This window comes from Bradyrhizobium sp. 160 (assembly GCF_023073735.1).
In the GTDB taxonomy this organism is placed as follows: domain Bacteria; phylum Pseudomonadota; class Alphaproteobacteria; order Rhizobiales; family Xanthobacteraceae; genus Bradyrhizobium.
This window is the reverse complement of sequence record NZ_JADPKD010000028.1, coordinates 374,717-393,215: the sequence shown is the minus strand read 5'-3', so window position 1 is coordinate 393,215 and position 18,499 is coordinate 374,717. Positions and strand designations below refer to the sequence as shown.

The window sequence follows — 18,499 nt, the reverse complement described above, 5'->3', positions numbered from 1 at the left end:
AAACAACCCCATGCACAGTAGAAGGCACTTGATTTCATTGCAGAATTTCGGTCGAAAATTCGCGCGCACAACAGCCATCACGTTCTCCGCTGCGGGTCGACGATGTCGCGCAGGCCGTCGCCGAGGAGGTTGAAGCAGAACACAGCGATCATCAAAGCAAGGCCGGGGAATAGCGCGATCCACCACTCGCCCGAGACCATGAAGCCCGCACCTTCGGCGACCATGATGCCCCATTCGGCGGTCGGCGGGCGGACGCCGAGCCCGATGAAGGACAGGCCGGCGGCGTTGAGGATGGCGTAGCCCATGGTCAGCGACATCTGCACGATCATGATCGGCATGATGTTCGGCAGGATGTGCACCAGGAGGATGCGGAATTCGCCGTTGCCGGACAGACGTGCCGCCTGCACGAAGCCGGCATTGCGGCGGACATTGGCCTCGGCGCGAGCGACGCGGGCGTAGAGTGGGAAGTTCACGATCGCGGTTGCGAGGATGATGTTCTGCACGGTGTTGCCGAGCGCAGCGACGATGCCCATCGCCAGCACGAACAGCGGGAAAGCCATGATGGTGTCGGCGATGCGGCCGACGATGCGGTCGGTCCAGCCGCCGAAATAACCGCCGGCGATGCCGGCGAGCCCGCCCATCAAGAACACCAGCGCGACGGAGGCGACCGCGATGAAAACATCGAGCCGCGTCGCCACCACGACGCGGCTAAAAATGTCGCGGCCGAGCTGGTCGGTGCCGAACCAGTGCGCCGCCGACGGCGGATTCAGCGCGGCGGCGGTATCGGAGGCGAGCGGATCATACGGCACGACATAGGGGCCGAAGATCGCGGCCAGGAGGATCAGGATGAGCAGCGCGAAGGCGAAGCCCGTGACCTTGTTCTCGCCAAGGACGTACCGGGTCTGATCGAGGATCGCGACGAGGCCGGAGGTCCGCGCAGGACCGACGGGTTCGACCGCAGGCGCAACGGTGCTCATGATGTCGTCCAGATAGCGCTTGATTGAGCTAACGCGTAGCGAAGGTGCCTCACCTCTCCCGCTTGCGGGAGAGGTCGGCGCGGAGCGCCGGGTGAGGGTTCTCTCCTCTTGGGGGTTCTCGATTGTGGAGACACCCTCTCCCCAACCCTCCCCCGCAAGCGGGGGAGGGAGCCCACCTTCCTTGGGGCTCGCAACCGACCAAACCTCATGCGCTAGCCCTCCAGCCTGACGCGCGGATCGATCACGCCGTACAAAATGTCGATCACGAGATTGAGCAGCACGTACATGACGGCCATGGTCAGAACGAAGCCCTGCACCGGCGCGAAGTCGGACGAGATCAGCGCTTCCACCGCATAGGAGCCGATGCCCGGCCAGGCGAACACTTTCTCCACCAGCACGTTGGCGCCCAAGAGGAACGAGAACACCATGCTCAACGTGGTGATGACCGGAAGCATGGCGTTGCGGAAGGCGTAGGTGACGATGACGGTCCCCGGCGACAGGCCGCTGGCGCGGGCCGTTCGCACGAACTCCGAAGCCAGTACCGCCAGCATCGAGGCGCGCGTCATGCGCGCGATCGGCGCCAGCGAGAAGATCGCGAGCGTCGTCGCGGGCAAGATCAGCTGGCTCAGCGCGGAGCGAAACGCCTCAATGTCGCGCGCGAGCAGCGTGTCGATCAGGTAGAAGCCGGTTACTGTCGGCGGCGCGCTGTAGAACACGTCGAGCCGGCCGAGCGGCGCCGGCGACCAGCCGAGGCGGAAATAGAAGACATAGACCAGCACGAGGCCGGTGAAGAACACCGGCAGCGACACGCCGGCCGTCGTCGTGACGCGGCAGAGATGATCGATCCACGATCCCGGCCGCGTTGCCGCCAGCACGCCGAGCGGAATGGCGATGGCGATCGAGACGAAGAGGCCGAGCAGCGTCAGCTCGGCGGACGCCGGCAGGCGGTTGCGGATCTCGGCCGCGACCGGCTGGCCGGTGGTCAGCGAGTTGCCGAAATCGCCATGAGCGAGATCGCCCGTGTAGCGGAAGAATTGCTCGATCAGCGGCCTGTCGAGACCGAGCTTCTTGCGGATCTGCTCGACGGCTTCCTTGGTCGCGGCAGGGCCGGCGAAGTAGGCGGCGGGATCGCCTGGCAGCGCGCGCGTCAGCAGGAAGGTGACGATGACGACGCCGATCAGCGAGGGGATCGCGAACATCAACCGCTTGCCGATGATTGCTAACATGCGGCAAGCCTCTCGTTCCGCGGCTCTCGGGCGAATGGCGAATAGCGAGTGGCGAGCAGCAGAACGTCCGCCTCGTTGCACACCATTCGCTACTCCTATTCGCCATTCGCCAGAACGCTATTCACTGTTCGCTATTCGCCATTCACCCTACTCACCCCTTCGCCATCGCGCGGTAATCCAGGCGGCGGTGGAACCAGTATTGGTAGCCGCTGATGTTCTTCTGCATCGCGACGTTGACGAAGGGCTGGTACAGCGGGATGCGCGGAAGGTCGGAATAGGCGAGATCGACGAAGCCTTTTACGTCGGCCTCATAGGCTGCCTTGTCGCCGGTGGCTGCGGCCGTGCGCGCGCCGTCGATGAGCTTGTCCATCTCCGCCGACTTGTAGCTCATCGTGTTGAAGACGGAATTGTTGCCGTGATAGCACCAGTAGAAGAAGTACTCGGGGTAATCGAGCCAGCCCGAGAACACGTTGGTGAAAAGCGGCATCTCCTTCTTGTTCAATTCGGTGCGCCAGTTAGCGCCGGGCACCTTGTTGATGGTGGTCTTGATGCCCAGCTGGGCGAGGCTCTCCTGCACCAGCACGCAGAGCGGCTCGTTGACGCCGGCGAAGTTGAGATCGAATGAGATCGTGGTCTCGAAACCGTTGGCGTAGCCGGCCTCGCTGAGCAGCGCCTTCGCCTTGTCCATGTCGGTGTTGAACTTGTGCGGCTGCGGCCAGGCGACTTCGGTCGGCTTGTCCTTGGGCGCGCCGAACATGGGATTGCCGAGCCCGAACAGCACCGCGTCCATGATCTTCTGATACGGCAATGCATAGGCGATGGCCTGCCGCACCTTGGGATTGTCGAACGGCGGCTTGGTGACGTTCATGCCGATATACTGGATGCCGTTGGAGAACGGCAGCGACACCACATTGAGCTTGCCGTTCGCCTTCATCTCCTGAAAATCCCTGAACGGCAGCTCATACGAGATGTCGGCATCGCCGCGCTCGAGCAGGGCCCTGCGGTTGCCGGCCTGCGGCACCATGCGCCAGATCACGCGCTTGATCTTGGGCAAGGGACCGCCGACCCAATCCTCGTTGCGCTCCATGATGACTTCGGTGCCGGCGGTCCACTTCGTCACCTTGTAGGCGCCGGAGCCCGCGGTCTGCTGCTTGGTGAATTCGAGGCCCCAGGGATCCTTCTCGCTGGCGTTCTTCTTCACCAGCTCGGAATTGACGATGCAGGGCACGATGACCGCGAGATCGGGAATCGTCAGCTTGTCCTTCTTCAGGAAATCGACGCGCACCGTATGGTCGTCGAGCACGACGAACTGCTCCGGCTTGGTCAGCGAGCCCGCGCTCATCTGAAAGGTCGGGAAGCCGCCGACGCTGACAGCGCGGTCGAGCGACCATTTCACGTCCTTGGCGGTGACCGGCGCGCCGTCGTGGAATTTGGCGTTCTTCTTCAGCTTGAAGGTGACCGACATGTCGTCGATCTTCAAGTCCTCGGCGAGCTCGCCCTTGAACTTGTCGCGGTCGTAATAAGGCACGCCGCCGGGTCCGCTTTTCATCTCGTGGCTGATCAGGCGGTCGTAGCAATTCCAGGACACCTCATAGCCGGGCACGTTGGTGCCGACGCCGTGGATGTCGAGATTGTTGGGGCCGCCCTCGGAGACGATCAGTAGCGTCTCGGAGCGCGCATCGGCCTTGGCCGAGGAGATCATCGAGGGCATGGCCGGAAGCGCCGCGCCAGCGGCCAATCCGGAAACGGACTTGAGGAAATCGCGGCGCTTCATGAAATCGCTCCAACACAACGTTTTTGGTTGGAGCCGGATTCGCAAGGTTCGTGCCAAGGCTTAATGGAGGCTTAGCCTGATCCTAAGAGATTGGTATTCCACGAGAATGTAAACAGGAGGCCTCTCAAAGCCGATGCGGCACGCTCCTCTTCTGCATACAAGGACAGGAAATTGCCTAAATATTAGGCCGGCGATACAGAGGCCCATTCAGAAGGCGATAGCAGAATCCCTTGAGCAGGTAGCGTGGCGACCTGCTGAAGCGATGAGGATTGGCCGTCATTCCGGGGCGATGCGCAGCATCGAGCCCGGAATCTATCCAGCCGCAGAATGCGCGGGACAATGATTCCGGCCTTGCCGCTCCGCAGCGCCCCGGACTGTGGGGCGGGATCACCCAGGCCAGATCAGCTCCTGCAATTCGACCAGGTCATTCGCCCTCTCCTGCCAGCCTTCGACACAGATATGGCTGTTGAGGTCGCTGGCGCGGTGCAGCAGCATCAGGGCCATCAGGCGCCGCTTGAGCGCGAAATCGAGCTTTGCATAGCCAAAGCCGTCGAGCAGGCTGCGCACCCTGCCCGGCCGCCCCGCCGCCATGAACGCGCTGGGCCCGAGCAGATCGTAATCGCGCGATCCCGCGAGGACGTCGCCGAAGTCGAACAGGCCGGCGAGCGACCATTGGCCGTCATCACAGGCGAGCAGAAAATTCTCCGGAATGTATTCGCCGATCAAGATCACCGGCGGCGCATCCATTGGAATGAGTTTTGCCGCATCGCGCAGGAGATCTTCCAGACCTCCGAGGAATTTCGGCGCAAGGCCAAGACGCAAGTGCCGCGCCTTACAGCCCTGCATCTGCTGGCGCATGAAATCGTCCCAGCGCGGCTCGATGTGCGCGAGCTCTCCGAGCGGGGCGCGCTGCACGGAGGCGATGGTCTCGCCGATCTGGTGCAGCACGCGCTCCTTCTGGTCTTCCGCCAAGTGCGGCCAGGCCTCCGAGCCCAGCGTGCCGGCAAGGCGCGTGATGATCAGGTATGGCCAGCCGTCGCGCATCCCCTCCGCGACGATCTCCGGAATTGGCAGATGCAAGCGGCCGGCAAGCTGCGTCAGCGAGCCGCGCTCGGAGATGAATTGCGCGCGCAGCAGCGGCGGGAAGATTTTGAGGATGAGTTTTTCACCGAGGCCGATGACGAGATTGGTGCCGGTGGAAAATACCTGGGGCTCGCTGGCATCGAGACCGTGGCCGCGCGCGATGTCGAGCGCGTTTCCCAGCCATTGCGATGGATCAGCGCGATAGACGCGGAAGCTTTCTGCGCCGGTGAAGTGAGGGAGTTGTTGCGACTGCGTGATCGTCATTGGCGCTTACTCATGAGAGGCAGAGTCTTCTTTTGTTGAATTGGTGCAAGCCACGGCGATCGTGCACCTCTCCCGCCTGCGGGAGAGGTCGACGCGAAGCGTCGGGTGAGGGTTTTCTCCTCTAGGGGATTGTCCCGTTGCGGAGACAACCCTCTCCCCTGCCCTCCCCCGCCTGCGGGGGAGGGAGCGCACCTCCTTTGCGACGGCACCGAGGTGCCTACCGCTCCGGGCTGGCACGCTCGAACTGGCGCAAGAGTTTGTTACCGCGCTCGACCGCGGAATCCAGCGCGGCTTGCGCACTCTTGTGGCCGGAAAAAGCCTGCTCCAGCTCGTCCTCGATCGCGCCGCGGATCAGAATGAAGGAGCCAAGCCGGATGCCCTTGGAGTTCTCCGTCGGCGGATGCAGCGTGATCTGCTCGAACGAGATCGCCGAGCCGGGATTGCGTTCATAGAAGCCCTGCGCCCGCGTCAGCTCGAAGGCGGCGCGGGTGATCGGCAGATAGCCGGTGTTCTGATGCCAGGCGGCCTGCACGCCGGGCTGCGACAGATAGGCGAAGAACCGCGCCACGCCCTTGTATTCCTCGCGCGGCCGGTCGCGCAGCACCCAGAGCGTGGCACCGCCGATGATCGAATTCTGCGGCGCGCCCTTCACGTCGGGCCAGTACGGCATCATGCCGTAGCCGATCTCGAACTTCGAATTCGCCTTGATGTCGGCCCGCGTTGCCGAGGAGCCGATGAAGATGCCGCATTCGCCGTTCTGGAAACGCGGCTCGGCCGCTTGTCCGCGGCCGCTGTAGTCGAACAGCTTGGTCTTCCGCCACTCGCTGAGCACTGCGATGTGATGCACGAGAGACGGATTGTTGATGGTCAATTCCGCATCCAGCCCGGCAAAGCCGTTCGCCCGTGTCGCCAGCGGCAGATTGTGAAAGGCGGAGAAATTCTCGACATGGATCCAGGACGGCCAGGACGTGGTGAAGCCGCAAGGAGCGCCGCGCTCGCGCAGGCGCTTTGCAGCCAGCCCCAATTCCGGCCAGGTCTTCGGCGGCGTCTCCGGATCGAGGCCCGCATCCCGGAACATGGTCTTGTTGTAGTAGAGGATCGGCGTCGAAGAATTGAACGGGAATGACAACAGATTGCCGGCCGCATCGGTGTAATAGCCGGAGACGGCGGGGAGGTAATCGCTCAGCGAGAACGGCTCGCCCTGGTCCCGCATCAGGCTGAACACCGGATAGATCGCGCCCTTCGCCGCGGTCATGGTGGCGGTGGCGACCTCGTTGACCTGGACGATCGCGGGCTGGCTGCGCGAGCGGAAGGCGAAGATCGCCGCCGTCACCGTTTCGGTGTAATTGCCCTTGTACGCAGGCACGATGCGGTAATCGGACTGCGTAGCGTTGAAGTCAGCGGCGAGCTTGTCGAGCTGCCGGCCGAGCTCGCCGGACATCGCGTGCCACAGCGCGATGTCCGTGACGGCACGCACTGGAGTGGCCCAGGCGACAGCCGCAAAGACGGCGGCGACCTGCAAAAAGCGCAATGCTGAAATCACGATGGCTCTTCCCGGCGCGCGCGACAAAAGGCGGCTGCCCTGCTTAAGGCGCGGCATTGGCAGTTTCAACCGGGAATGCGCGGCGGCCGCGCCGCACAATCGGCCACCGTCCGGAGCGGGATGGCCTTCCCTTTACCATCTGCTAGATTGCGTTGAACCTTTTCCTTCCGCCATAGACTGCACCACTGAGGGGTTGAGTGTGCCAGTGCTGAGCCGTGCCGAACTCTCGCGGACCGGGGTGATCTTCGTCGCGCTTCTGCTTGCCGTCTGCGCGACGGACGCGGTTGCGCGCGAATTTCGCGCCGCCGATACCCAGAGCGAGGATTACCCGACCGTCCAGGCGCTGCGCTACATGGGGGCGCTGATCGCCGAGCACACCGGCGGCCGGCACGAGATCAAGGTGTTCCACTCCCGCCAGCTCGGTGAGGAAAAGGAGACCATCGAGCAGACCCGCGCTGGCGCGATCGACCTCAACCGGACCAACGTGGCGCTGATCGGCAATTTCGTTCCGGCGATGAATGTGCTGGCCATGCCGTTCCTGTTCCGGTCCATCGAGCACATGCAGAAGGTGCTGGACGGGCCGATCGGCAGCGAGATCCTCGGCAGCTTCGAGCCCTATGGGTTCGTCGGGCTCGCCTTCTACGATTCCGGCGCGCGGTCGATCTACAACGCTCTCCGCCCGGTCCGCAGCGTCGCCGATCTCAAGGGAATGCGGATCCGGGTACAGCAGTCGGAGTTGATGAGCCAGATGATGCGCGCGCTCGGCGCCGAACCGGTCGAGCTGCCTTACGGGCAGGTGCTCACCGGGCTTGCCAACCACCTAATCGACGGCGCCGAAAACAACTGGCCATCCTTCGTGACGACAGACCATTACAAACACGCCGGCCATCTGGCGCTCACCGAGCACACGATGAGCCCGGAAGTGCTGGTGATCTCGCTGAAGGCCTGGAAGAGCCTCTCGGCGGAGGAGCAGGTGATCTTCAGGGAGGCCGCGCAGCGCTCTGGCCGCTTCATGCGCGAGAAATGGCGCGACCTCGAGGAGCAGTCGCAGCGCAAGGCCCAGGACGCGGGCGTCACGGTCATCAAGGACGTCGACCGCAAGCCGTTCGAGGAGGCGATGGCTCCAATCTATGCCAAGGCTGGGCGTGATCCGGCCGCGGCCGCGCTGATCGAACGCATTCGCAAGGTGGAGTAGAGCTTCTTGGCTGGGCTCGGACACAGCGAGACCGCAGAAAGACCGCCCGGCCCGCTCGGACGGGTGCGCGCGCGCATCGTCGCCGCGCTCCGGGCAGTGCCGATCCGCTGGCGCATCCTGTCAATCGCGGCGCTGAACTCCGCCGTGGTGGTGGTGCTGGTCGCGATGATCTGGAACGGTGTGCAAGTGCTGGGCTCGGCCTGGGACGACGTGCGCCAGGTGCGCGAGTCCGACCGGATCCTGGCGCTGCTCGAAAGCGAGACCGGGCGGCTGCAAAACCTGATCCACCGCTACATCAACCAGCCGAGCCCGGACCTGTTTGCCGAGATCCTGCTGCTGCGGGAGGCGGTGCTGGGCACGCTGACGGGCCGCGCCACCAAGGACCCGATGCTGTCAGGCTCGGTCGAGGAGCTCGAGCGCACCACCGACCGCTTCCTCAACGGCTTTGGCGAGCTGCGCAGCGTGCAGGCCACCATCGCCAAGACCTATGAGGAGCAGGTGCAGGGTCCGGCCAGGGACATGGCCGGCCTGTATTCCATTATCGAAGGCGCCACCGGCCATCGCGACGCGCTGATCTGGCCCTCGCTCGGAAAATCCCGCGAGGCTTTCACCGCGATGCTGGTCGCGGCCAATTCCTACTATCTGTCGCTGTCGTCAGGCGCGGCCGACGACGCGCGGCGCAACACCGAGACGATCGAGAAGACCATTCCGGTCATGATCGACCTCGCCGACAACGACCTCCAGCGCATGGCCTTGCGGCGGCTCGCGGACCGCACCGCGTCCTTGCGCGAGGGCTTTGCAAAACTGTCCGAGCAGCTCGCGAGCCGCACCGAGCTGTTGCGCAACACCATCGACGCCAGCCAGGCCGAGGCGATCGGCGCCATCGACGACCTCTCGACCAAGATGCGCCACCGCGAGCAGAAGGCGCAGGAGACTTTCGACCGCACGCTGGCCGACATCTCTCGCCGCGTGCTCTCCGTTGCGGTGATCTTCCTCGGCATCATCCTCGCCGCCGGCGTCTTGATCGCGCTGTCGATCCGCCTGCCGCTCCAGCAGCTCATGACGGCGATGCGCGCGATCACGCTCGGCGACCTCGGCCGCGAGGTGCAGGGCACGAAGGCACGCGACGAGGTCGGCGCGATGGCGCGCGCCGTGGAAGTGTTCCGCGAGAACGCGATTGCCAAGCGCCAGACCGAGGACGAGCTGCGCGCGTCGAAGGAAAAAGCCGAGAGTGCGCTGCTCGAGCTCAACACCGCACAGCAGAATCTGATCGACGCCGAGCGCCTCGCCGCGCTCGGCGGCTTGGTTGCCGGCGTCGCCCACGAGGTCAACAATCCGATCGGCATCAGCCTGACGGTCGCCTCGAGCTTTGCCCGGCGAAGCGAGATCTTCGAGGCGCAGCTCAAGGGCGATGGGGGCCTGCGCCGCTCGCAGCTCGAAGAGTTCGTGCAGTCCTCGCGCGAGGCCTCGCAGCAGCTGGTGGCCAACCTCCAGCGCGCCGGCGAGCTGATCCAGTCGTTCAAGCAGGTCGCTGTCGACCGCTCCCATGCCGAGCGGCGGCAGTTCTCGCTCAGCGAGGCCACCGAGCAGATCATTGCCAGCCTGCGCCCGGTGCTGAAGCGCTCGCCGATCACGCTTCAGGTCGACGTGCCCGAAGGGCTCCTGCTCGACGGCTATCCCGGCTCCTACGGCCAGATTCTGACCAACCTGTTCCTCAATGCCGCCAACCACGCCTTCGCCGACGGACGTGCCGGCACCATCATCATCTCGGCGCGGCCGCGCGGGACCGACGACATCGAGATCAGCTTCACCGATGACGGCGCCGGCATGACCCCCGACGTGCAGCGCCAGGCCTTTGACCCTTTCTTTACCACCCGGCGCAATGAAGGCGGCACGGGACTTGGCCTCCATATCGTCTATAACCTCGTCACCCAGCAGCTCGGCGGCCGCATGATGCTGGAATCCAAGCTGGGACAAGGCACTACTTTTCGCATTATCATGCCGCGCATTGCCAAGGGCGGCGCGCAAAGCACAGAAAGTGACGGGACTTCTCAATGGCCGAACAGGACGATGTCCTCCACCTGATCGACGACACCGGTACCGCGTCGGAGGATGCCAACACCCGGAAATGGAAGATCGCCGTCATCGACGACGATCCGGCCGTGCATGACGGCACCCGTTTCGCGCTGTCCGACTACAGCCTCAACGGCCAGAGCCTGGAGATCCTGTCGGCCTATTCCGCGGCAGAAGGCCGCAAGCTGATGGCCGAGCACGGCGACATCGCCGCCGTGCTGCTCGACGTCATCATGGAGACCGACGTCGCAGGCCTCGAGCTCGTCGAATTCATCCGCAACGAGATCAAGAACGAGACCGTCCGCATCATCCTGCGCACCGGGCAGCCCGGCCAGGCGCCCGAGCGGCGCGTGATCGTGCAGTACGACATCAACGACTACAAGGCCAAGACCGAGCTCACCGCCGACAAGCTGTTCACCTCGCTGACCGCGGCGCTGCGCTCCTATCAGCAGCTCGAGCGCATGGTGCAGACGCGGCGCGGACTCGAGATCATCATCGACGCCGCCTCGACGCTGTACGACTTCAAGTCGATGCAGCGGCTCGCCGAGGGCGTGCTGACCCAGCTCGCCTCGCTGCTCAACGTCGATTGCGCCGGCATCCTGGTCTTGCGCGACAATGGCGGCATCGATCCCGAGCTCTCGGTGCTCGCCGGCAGCGGCTGCTACAGCCGCTTCATCGGCAGCACGACATCGAAGGCGCTCGATCCCGATCTGCGCGAGATGGTGGAAGCCGCGTTCCAGCGCCGCAAGAACGAATTCGCCGACCACCGCAGCGTGATTTACTTGCGCACCGGAAGCGGCCGCGAGGTGGTGGTGCTGCTCCAGGCCGAGCGCGAACTGTCGGAGACCGACCGTTCGCTGGTCGAGATCTTCTCCAGCCGGCTCTCGATCGCCTTCGACAATGTGATCCTCTATCAGCAGCTTCAGGACGCCAATACGCAGCTGGAGGATCGCGTCGCCCAGCGCACCCGCGCGCTGATGCAGGCCAACCGCCGCCTGTCCGCGCAATGGCTGCGGCTGCAGCGCGCCAACGGCTTCAAGAACGAGATTTTGGGCACCGTCGCGCACGATCTGAAGAATCCGCTCGGCGTCATCCTCGGCCGCACCGAGATGCTGAAGGAGCTGATCTCGACCGGCGCATCGGAAAGCGGCGTGGTTGCTCAAGTCGATCACATCCGCGACGCCACCAAGCGGCTGACCACGATGGTCGATCACCTGATTTCGGATGCGATGGCCGATGCTTTCGACATCACCATCCGCCGCGAGCCGGTCGACGTCGCGGCCCTGGTCAAGGAGGTCGCCGATGCCAACCAGCCGCTCGCCGTCAACAAGCAGCAGACGATCAGCGTCGCCGCACCGCCCAACATCGTCACCATGTGCGATACCGACCGCATCCGCGAGGCGATCGACAACCTCATCAGCAACGCCATCAAATACTCGCCGATCGGCGGCAAGATCACCGTCGCCGTGACCCATGAGGGCACCGAAACCACCGTCCGCGTCAGCGACGAGGGTGCCGGCCTGTCGCCGGAGGATCTCGGCCGCCTGTTCGGACGGTTCCAGCGCCTGTCCGCAAAGCCGACCGCCGGCGAGAGCTCGACGGGGCTTGGGTTGTCCATCGTCAAGCGTATTATCGACATGCATGGCGGCGAGGTGACCGCCAACAGCGACGGCCCTGGCAAGGGCTCGACCTTCACCATCACCCTCCCCGCGACCGAAATGCCGTGATCTCAAGACCATGACTCAAAGCCAGCACATCATGATCGTCGACGACGAGGCCCCGGCCCGGGAGATGGTCGGCGATTACCTCAAGATGCACGGCTTCACCGTGACGCTGTGCGACGGCGGCAAGTCCTTGCGCGCCGCGATCCAGGGCAGCATGCCCGATCTCGTCGTGCTCGACCTCAACATGCCCGAGGAAGACGGGCTCTCGATCATCCGCGATCTCAAGAGCCGCATCAACGTGCCCGTGATCATGCTGACGGCAACCGCGAGCCCGATCGACCGCGTCGTCGGGCTCGAGCTCGGCGCCGATGATTACGTGGCAAAACCGTGCGAGCTGCGCGAGCTGATGGCGCGCATCCGTTCGGTGCTGCGGCGAAGCGGGCCGGCCAAGGCGGCGGCGCCTGACGCCGCGGCCGCAAAGTCGGACAAGGATCAATTGGTGCGCTTCGGCACCAAATGGCTCGATCTCGAAGCGCAGGCCTTGCGCGACGACGAGGGCAACGAGCATCCGCTGACCGCCTCCGAGTTCGGGCTGCTCAAAGTGTTCGCGGCCAATCCGAAACGCGTGCTGTCGCGCGAGCGCCTGCTGGAGCTCGCCAACGCGCGCGACGCCGAGGCCTTCGACCGCGCGGTCGACCTGCGCATCATGCGCATCCGTCGCAAGATCGAGCCCGACCCGGCCAAGCCCGCCGTGATCCGCACCATCCGCGGCGGCGGCTATCTGTTCTCGCCGGCCGGCGAGAAGGCGTAAGGGCTCTGGTCATTCCGGGGCGCCCGAAGGGCGAACCCGGAATCTCGAGATTCCGGGTTCGATGCTACGCATCGCCCCGGAATGACGGGTAACGGCGCCACCAAACGCAATCCCCCGAAATTCGTTCCGCGGCGTGCCTGTCCGGCCCCGAATCCCCATTCCCGTATTTTCCGCACATTGAAATTCCACGACTTTTTGCCCCGAATGTTTCGTCGCACCCCTTCCGAAGAAACAATTTGGCGACGCACGAAACCATTTTCTCCTTTTCGTGCAGACGTCCCGAAACGTTGGCTCATTAACACTCGGCTCAAGGAAACGCCGCTCGGTTGCGGCGCTACGGGGAGCTAAGTCCATGCCGAACGTCATTGCCATCAACGCCCAAGCCAGCCACAGCATCATTGCCGTTCAGGCGACTTCGGACGATATGCTTCTCGAAAGCATCGCCGACGGCAACCGGACGGCCATGCACATGCTGTACTGCCGCCATAACGTTCGGGTGTACCGCTTCATCCTGCGCATCGTGCGCGATGCCACCACGGCGGAAGATCTGGTCAGCCAGGTGTTTCTGGACGTGTGGCGGACCGCCGGCCAGTTCCAAGGCCGCTCGCAGGTTTCGACCTGGCTGCTCTCGATCGCCCGCTTCAAGGCGCTGACCGCGATGCGCCAGCGGCGTTTCGAGGACATCGACCAGGAGGACGTGCGCCAGATCCCCGACGATGCCGAGACGCCCGAGACCTCGCTCGATCGCAACGATACCAGCGCCATCCTCCGCGCCTGCGTGCAGAAGCTGTCGCCTGCCCACCGCGAGATCATCAATCTCATCTACTACCACGAGAAGTCGGTGGAGGAGGTCGGTCAGATCATCGGCATCCCCCAGAGCACGGTGAAGACGCGGATGTTCTACGCCCGCAAACAACTGGCCGATTTGCTTAAGGGCGCCGGCGTCGATCGTTTCGCCGCCTAAGCTCGATGGATTCAACGGGATAGGACCGCTCCTGTGGCCCCATCCCCGGACACGGAAGTGTTACCGCCGACGAAACAATTGAAACAAAGCACAACATCAGGCGGAAAAACTTCCCTCCTATAAAACTCACATACGCTTTAAACCTCCCAAGGACCTCCAGCGACCCGGACGGGATGCCCCCCTCCGGGTCGTTTTGTGTTTGGGGTTAAGCCTATCGCCGCGGGCTGGCGGCCTCACCCGCTCGCTGGAGAGGGCGCACCATCGCCGTGGCCGGCATCTCCCGTCACGAAGGCGTGACGCTGCGTAACGTCTGACACATCCATCCCGAACAGCCCTCGTGACCTCATGCACGAGTGCCTCCATGCTCGAACTTCTCTTCGCCGTCCTTGCCGGAATCCTGACTATCGCCGCGCCGTGCACGCTGCCGATGCTGCCGATCCTGCTCGGCGCCTCGATCGGGCGCGCGGGGCACGTGCGCCCCGCGATGATCGCGCTCGGCTTCGTCATCTCGTTCTCGGCCACCGCGCTGCTGCTCGGAGCAATCACGCGGCTGTTCGATTTCGATCCGAACGTGTTGCGCGAGGCCGCGTCCATCCTGCTGCTCGGCTTCGGCCTGTTGATGCTGTGGCCGGCACCGTTCGAATGGCTGTCGATCCGGCTCAATGGCTGGCTCGATCTCGGCAGCTCCAGCGCCACCCAGCGCGAGGGCGCACTGGGTGGGCTCATGCTCGGCACCACGCTCGGCCTGGTCTGGACGCCCTGCGCCGGTCCGGTGCTGGGCTCGATCCTGACGCTGGTTGCGACCTCCAAAAATCTGACCTGGGCCGGCACGCTGCTGGTCGCCTACGCCATCGGCGCGGCGATCCCGATGCTGGCGATCGCCTATGGCGGGCAGGCCGCCAGCACACGGGTGCGCAGCCTCGCCCGCATCTCGCCGCGGCTGCAGCAGGGCTTTGGCATCGTTGTGATCGCCTTCGCGGTTGCGGCCTATTTTCAATACGACACGCTGATCGTGGCGTGGCTCACCGGCTTCTACCCGACTGGCCAGATCGGCCTGTGATCATCGCGCATCTCAACCGGAGGACTCGTCCATGGCTTTCAAACTGCTCGCTGTGGCCACCGCCCTGATCAGCATGACCGTATCAGGCGCCGTCATCCCCGGCATCTGCGACGAGGCCGCACGCGCTGCGCCCCTCGTCACCGCGGCCGCGAGCCAGCAGACCGCGCCCGACTTCACCGGCATCAACACCTGGTTCAACTCGAAGCCGCTGAGCATGGCCGAGCTGCGCGGCAAGGTCGTGCTGGTCGACTTCTGGACCTATGGCTGCGTCAACTGCGTCAACACGCTGCCGCACGTCACCGATCTCTACGCCAAGTACAAGGACAAAGGTCTCGTCGTTGTCGGCGTACACACGCCGGAATTCCCGTTCGAGCGTTCCGCCTCCAACGTGCAGGCTGCGCTGAAACGCCACGGCATCACCTATCCGGTGGCGCAGGACAATGATTCCAAGACCTGGAACGCCTACCGCAACCGATATTGGCCGGCGCAGTACATCATCGACAAGACCGGCAAGATCGTGTTCCAGCACGAAGGCGAAGGCAGCTACGACCAGATCGACCGCACGGTGGCGCGGCTCCTGAACGTGAACAGCTGATGCCGCGCCGGCATCGCCCCACTGGCTTCATCTGTCGTCCTTGTTGCTTGACTCCACGGAGCCGTCCGTGGAGTTTCGCAGCCCCGGAAATCAGCCGCCCGCGATGGACGACGCGACCACCAGCACCGACATTCGCCTTCGTGAAGGCTCCTCGATCGCGCAGCGGCTGATCATGGCCGGCTCTGCGGCCGCGGTTGCGCTGTGCTTCACGCCCGGCCTGTTCACGCACGACGCACTGGAAGTGACGATCTCGGTGGCCGCTCTCCTCCTAGGCGCGGCATTCGTCTGCGGGATCATGCTGGCGCCGGCGGTGGTGTGGATCATCACTCCGAACGAGATCCTGATCGGGCGACAGCGTCCCTTCGGAAAGCTCCGAACGCGGGTCGTCCCGAAGGACCACATCAGGGAATTGCAGGTTCCCGGCAGTAAGAGGGCGAAAGCCCGCTTCCAGCTGGCCTTCACGCTGGCCTCCGGGGAACGCCTGACGTCCCCACCGATCTCCGACGTCACGCATGTGCGCGATACCGTGGCCCAGATCGCCGCGCAATTCGGCGTTCCCAATGTCGAGGCACCTAGCAATCCGCTCGATGCCAGCAATCCCGAGATGCATCTCGGCGAACCCCTCGAGCCGTTTTCCGCGCGCGACATCCGCATCGTGGCGTTGATCGCCGTCGCACTGTGCGCCGTTCCCTACGCCTACAAACTCTGGCGCGGACTGCCGCCCGGACCGATCGACATCATGCTGCTGCCGGTTGGCGCGATCGCCGCGTTCGCCGTGCACAGATACGCCAACCTCGTGACCGGCGCTTTCTGGATCATCCGGCAAGGGGATATTCGCGTCGAACGCCTGTGGGGCGACGGCACGCCGCGCGCCGACCATATCGAGGGCCGCGACGTGAAGGCGATCACGGTCGAGCGCCGCGGCCGATCCGAGGACGAGCACTGCATCGTCGTGATCCGGTTGCACTCCGGGCGGCGCTTTCGTAGCCCCCGCATCGGCTCGCGGCTCGAGGCCCGTGCCGTGGGCGCCGAGATCGTCCGGCGGCTGGGGATCGCGGCGGAGAGCAATAAGATTTAGTTGGCATCAGTGTCAGTTTGTCGAAGGCGATCTTTCCGCGAGTTCGGTCCGAGCCTCTCCCGCTTGCGGGAGAGGTCGCCGCCCCAGCGGCGGGTGAGGGTTCTCTCCTCTGAGGGAGGGTCCCATCGCGGCGACACCCTCTCCCCAACCCTCCCCGCAAGCGCCCCGCAAGCGGGGGAGGGAGCCCAGCGCGGCCTTGGCGACAACCTATGCTTTTCGCGCCATCCCCTGTTTGTGGGATTGCGCCGTCCGTCAAAAAACCAAAGCATTCTCGTGACATACCAGGGCGGTGCGCCATCAACTTGCCATGAACCTGCCCCTCAGGTTTGATGGTTCTGAAATGATTTGCGCTGTGGCAGCGGGGAGAGCTTTTACATGACGGATTTTCGTCGCCTGACCGGGATGTTTGTGGCTGCGATTGGCCTGATCCTGTCGGCTCCCCACGTCTTCGCGCAGCAGCCTGATCGCGGCGACGAGCCGGGCCTGATCGCCGATGACGGCTACCAGCTCGACCCGGAATGGCAGAAGCAGGTGGTCTACTTCCGCACCACCGAGGCGCCCGGCACCATCATCATCTCGACGGCCGAGCGGCACCTTTATCTGGTGCAGCCCGGCGGGCGCGCGATCCGCTACGGCATCGGCGTCGGCCGCGACGGTTTCCAGTGGCAGGGGCTGGTGAACATCACCAACAAGAAGGAATGGCCGGACTGGACGCCGCCGCCAGAGATGATCCAGCGCCAGCCCTATCTGCCGCGCTTCATGGCTGGCGGCCCTGGCAACCCGCTCGGCGCCCGCGCCATGTATCTGGGCACCACGGTCTACCGCATCCACGGCACCAACCGTCCGGATACGATCGGCACCAAGGTGTCCTCGGGTTGCTTCCGCCTGGTCAACAATGACGTCGCCGATCTCTACGATCGCGTCCCGGTCGGGACCAAGGTTGTCATCCGGCAGAAGCCTGAGCTCTGATCTTCCTCGCCTTAACGAATACTCCTTTTCCCGATTTTTCGAGAGAGCAACATGATGCGCACTTTTCGAGGCGGCCTGCTGATCGGGCTCGCGGTCGCCGTGCTGGTCGCCGTTCTGGCCATCATCTATGAATTCTACGACACCCGCACCCTGAAGCGGACCGTGCGCCGTGGCGAGGTGCTGTGCGGCGTCAACAAGGGCCTGCCGGGCTTCTCAATCCCGGACGACAAGGGCAATTGGACCGGCTTCGACGTCGATTTCTGCCGCGCGGTGGCCGCGGCGATCTTCAACGATCCGGGCAAGGCGAAGTTCGTCGCGCTCGATGCCAGCGAGCGCTTCAAGGAATTGCAGAGCCGGAAGGTGGACATCCTCTCCCGCAACTCGACCTGGAGCATGGCGCGCGAGCTCGACTACGACCTCTATTTCCCGGCCGTGGCCTATTATGACGGCGCAGGTTTCATGCTGCCGCGCTCGCGCAACAAGGAGACGTCGCTCGACCTGACCGGCAGCAAGGTCTGCGTCCAGTCCGGCACCACCACGGCACTCAACGTCGTCGATTACTTCCGTGCCAACAACATGAAGTATGACGAGGTGAAGTTCGACAAGCTCGACGACGTCGTGAAAGCCTATGACACCGGTAAGTGCGACACGCTGAGCGCCGATGTCTCCCAGCTCTATGCACTCAGGCTGAACCTCTCAAAACCCGGCGACCACATGATCCTGCCGGACATGATCTCCAAGGAGCCGCTCGCCCCGGTCGTGCGCCAGCGCGACGACGACTGGATGATGATCGTGAAGTGGACGCTCTATGCGATGATCAACGCCGAGGAGTTGGGGGTGACCTCGGAGAACATCGACGAAGCCCTGAAGTCGAAGAAGCCGGAAGTGATGCGCCTCGTCGGCACCGAGGGCAATTACGGCGAGCAGCTCGGCCTCACCAAGGACTGGGCCGCCCGCATCATCCGCCATGTCGGCAATTACGGCGAGATGTACGACCGCAACATCGGCGAGAAGTCCAAGCTGAAGATCCCCCGCGGCATGAACCAGCTGTGGAATGCCGGTGGCGTGCAGTACGCACCGCCGATGAGGTAGGGGATCCCTCCGCCGTCATTGCGAGCGAAGCGAAGCAATCCAGATTCTTTCCACGGACGCAGTCTGGATTGCTTCGTCGCAAGGGCCCCTCGCAATGACGAGCTTTGGGCAAGCGCTCTCCACACTCTCAA

Annotated in this window: 15 protein-coding genes; 10 read left to right on the top strand and 5 right to left on the bottom strand. The window is 64.1% G+C overall.

Annotation, left to right across the window (positions count from 1 at the left end; genetic code table 11):
- Positions 1-77: 77 nt before the first annotated feature.
- From IVA98_RS11400 to ugpB, 5 genes are all read right to left on the bottom strand, one after another.
- Complete coding sequence (locus IVA98_RS11400) at positions 78-977, bottom strand: ABC transporter permease (RefSeq protein WP_247354860.1); 900 nt, start codon at positions 975-977, stop codon at positions 78-80.
- 212 nt (positions 978-1,189) lie between these two features.
- Entirely contained in the window at positions 1,190-2,203 is a 1,014-nt protein-coding gene (locus IVA98_RS11395; protein ID WP_247307644.1) for an ABC transporter permease, read from the bottom strand.
- 151 nt (positions 2,204-2,354) lie between these two features.
- A complete protein-coding gene (locus IVA98_RS11390; RefSeq protein ID WP_247307642.1) occupies positions 2,355-3,977 on the bottom strand; it encodes an ABC transporter substrate-binding protein in 1,623 nt (540 codons plus the stop codon).
- Between the two features lie 387 nt (positions 3,978-4,364).
- Positions 4,365-5,324 carry an aminoglycoside phosphotransferase family protein gene (locus tag IVA98_RS11385; protein WP_247354859.1) on the bottom strand — a complete coding sequence of 320 codons (960 nt, stop codon included), beginning with the start codon at positions 5,322-5,324 and terminating at the stop codon, positions 4,365-4,367.
- Positions 5,325-5,541: 217 nt separating this feature from the next.
- Complete coding sequence (ugpB, locus tag IVA98_RS11380) at positions 5,542-6,924, bottom strand: sn-glycerol-3-phosphate ABC transporter substrate-binding protein UgpB (RefSeq protein WP_247307635.1); 1,383 nt, start codon at positions 6,922-6,924, stop codon at positions 5,542-5,544.
- 142 nt (positions 6,925-7,066) lie between these two features.
- Here ugpB and IVA98_RS11375 point away from each other — a divergent pair, with 142 nt between their 5' ends.
- The 10 genes from IVA98_RS11375 to IVA98_RS11330 all read left to right on the top strand — a co-directional run bounded on the left by IVA98_RS11375 (position 7,067) and on the right by IVA98_RS11330 (position 18,368).
- On the top strand, positions 7,067-8,062 hold the full coding sequence (locus IVA98_RS11375; protein WP_247307632.1) for a TRAP transporter substrate-binding protein: 996 nt from the start codon (positions 7,067-7,069) through the stop codon (positions 8,060-8,062).
- A gap of 6 nt (positions 8,063-8,068) precedes the next feature.
- Positions 8,069-10,147: a sensor histidine kinase gene (locus IVA98_RS11370; protein ID WP_247281890.1), complete on the top strand. Its 2,079-nt coding sequence runs from the start codon at positions 8,069-8,071 to the stop codon at positions 10,145-10,147.
- Positions 10,117-11,862 (top strand): ATP-binding response regulator, encoded by a 1,746-nt coding sequence (locus IVA98_RS11365; RefSeq protein ID WP_247307628.1) that lies wholly within the window; start codon positions 10,117-10,119, stop codon positions 11,860-11,862. Before IVA98_RS11370 ends, IVA98_RS11365 begins: the two co-directional genes overlap by 31 nt.
- 10 nt (positions 11,863-11,872) lie before the next feature.
- Positions 11,873-12,610: a response regulator gene (locus IVA98_RS11360; protein WP_247281892.1), complete on the top strand. Its 738-nt coding sequence runs from the start codon at positions 11,873-11,875 to the stop codon at positions 12,608-12,610.
- 352 nt (positions 12,611-12,962) lie between these two features.
- Complete coding sequence (locus IVA98_RS11355; RefSeq protein ID WP_247307626.1) at positions 12,963-13,574, top strand: sigma-70 family RNA polymerase sigma factor; 612 nt, start codon at positions 12,963-12,965, stop codon at positions 13,572-13,574.
- Between the two features lie 361 nt (positions 13,575-13,935).
- The gene (locus IVA98_RS11350) at positions 13,936-14,634 is read left to right on the top strand and encodes a cytochrome c biogenesis CcdA family protein (RefSeq protein WP_247335801.1); all 699 of its coding nucleotides are present in this window, start codon (positions 13,936-13,938) and stop codon (positions 14,632-14,634) included.
- A gap of 31 nt (positions 14,635-14,665) precedes the next feature.
- Positions 14,666-15,229, top strand: coding sequence for a thioredoxin family protein (locus IVA98_RS11345; protein WP_247307622.1), 564 nt, complete (start codon positions 14,666-14,668; stop codon positions 15,227-15,229).
- Positions 15,230-15,332: 103 nt separating this feature from the next.
- Positions 15,333-16,307 (top strand): hypothetical protein, encoded by a 975-nt coding sequence (locus tag IVA98_RS11340; protein WP_247335803.1) that lies wholly within the window; start codon positions 15,333-15,335, stop codon positions 16,305-16,307.
- A gap of 375 nt (positions 16,308-16,682) precedes the next feature.
- On the top strand, positions 16,683-17,276 hold the full coding sequence (locus IVA98_RS11335; protein WP_247303573.1) for a L,D-transpeptidase: 594 nt from the start codon (positions 16,683-16,685) through the stop codon (positions 17,274-17,276).
- Positions 17,277-17,330: 54 nt separating this feature from the next.
- Positions 17,331-18,368: an amino acid ABC transporter substrate-binding protein gene (locus IVA98_RS11330; protein WP_247303951.1), complete on the top strand. Its 1,038-nt coding sequence runs from the start codon at positions 17,331-17,333 to the stop codon at positions 18,366-18,368.
- Positions 18,369-18,499 lie beyond the last annotated feature (131 nt).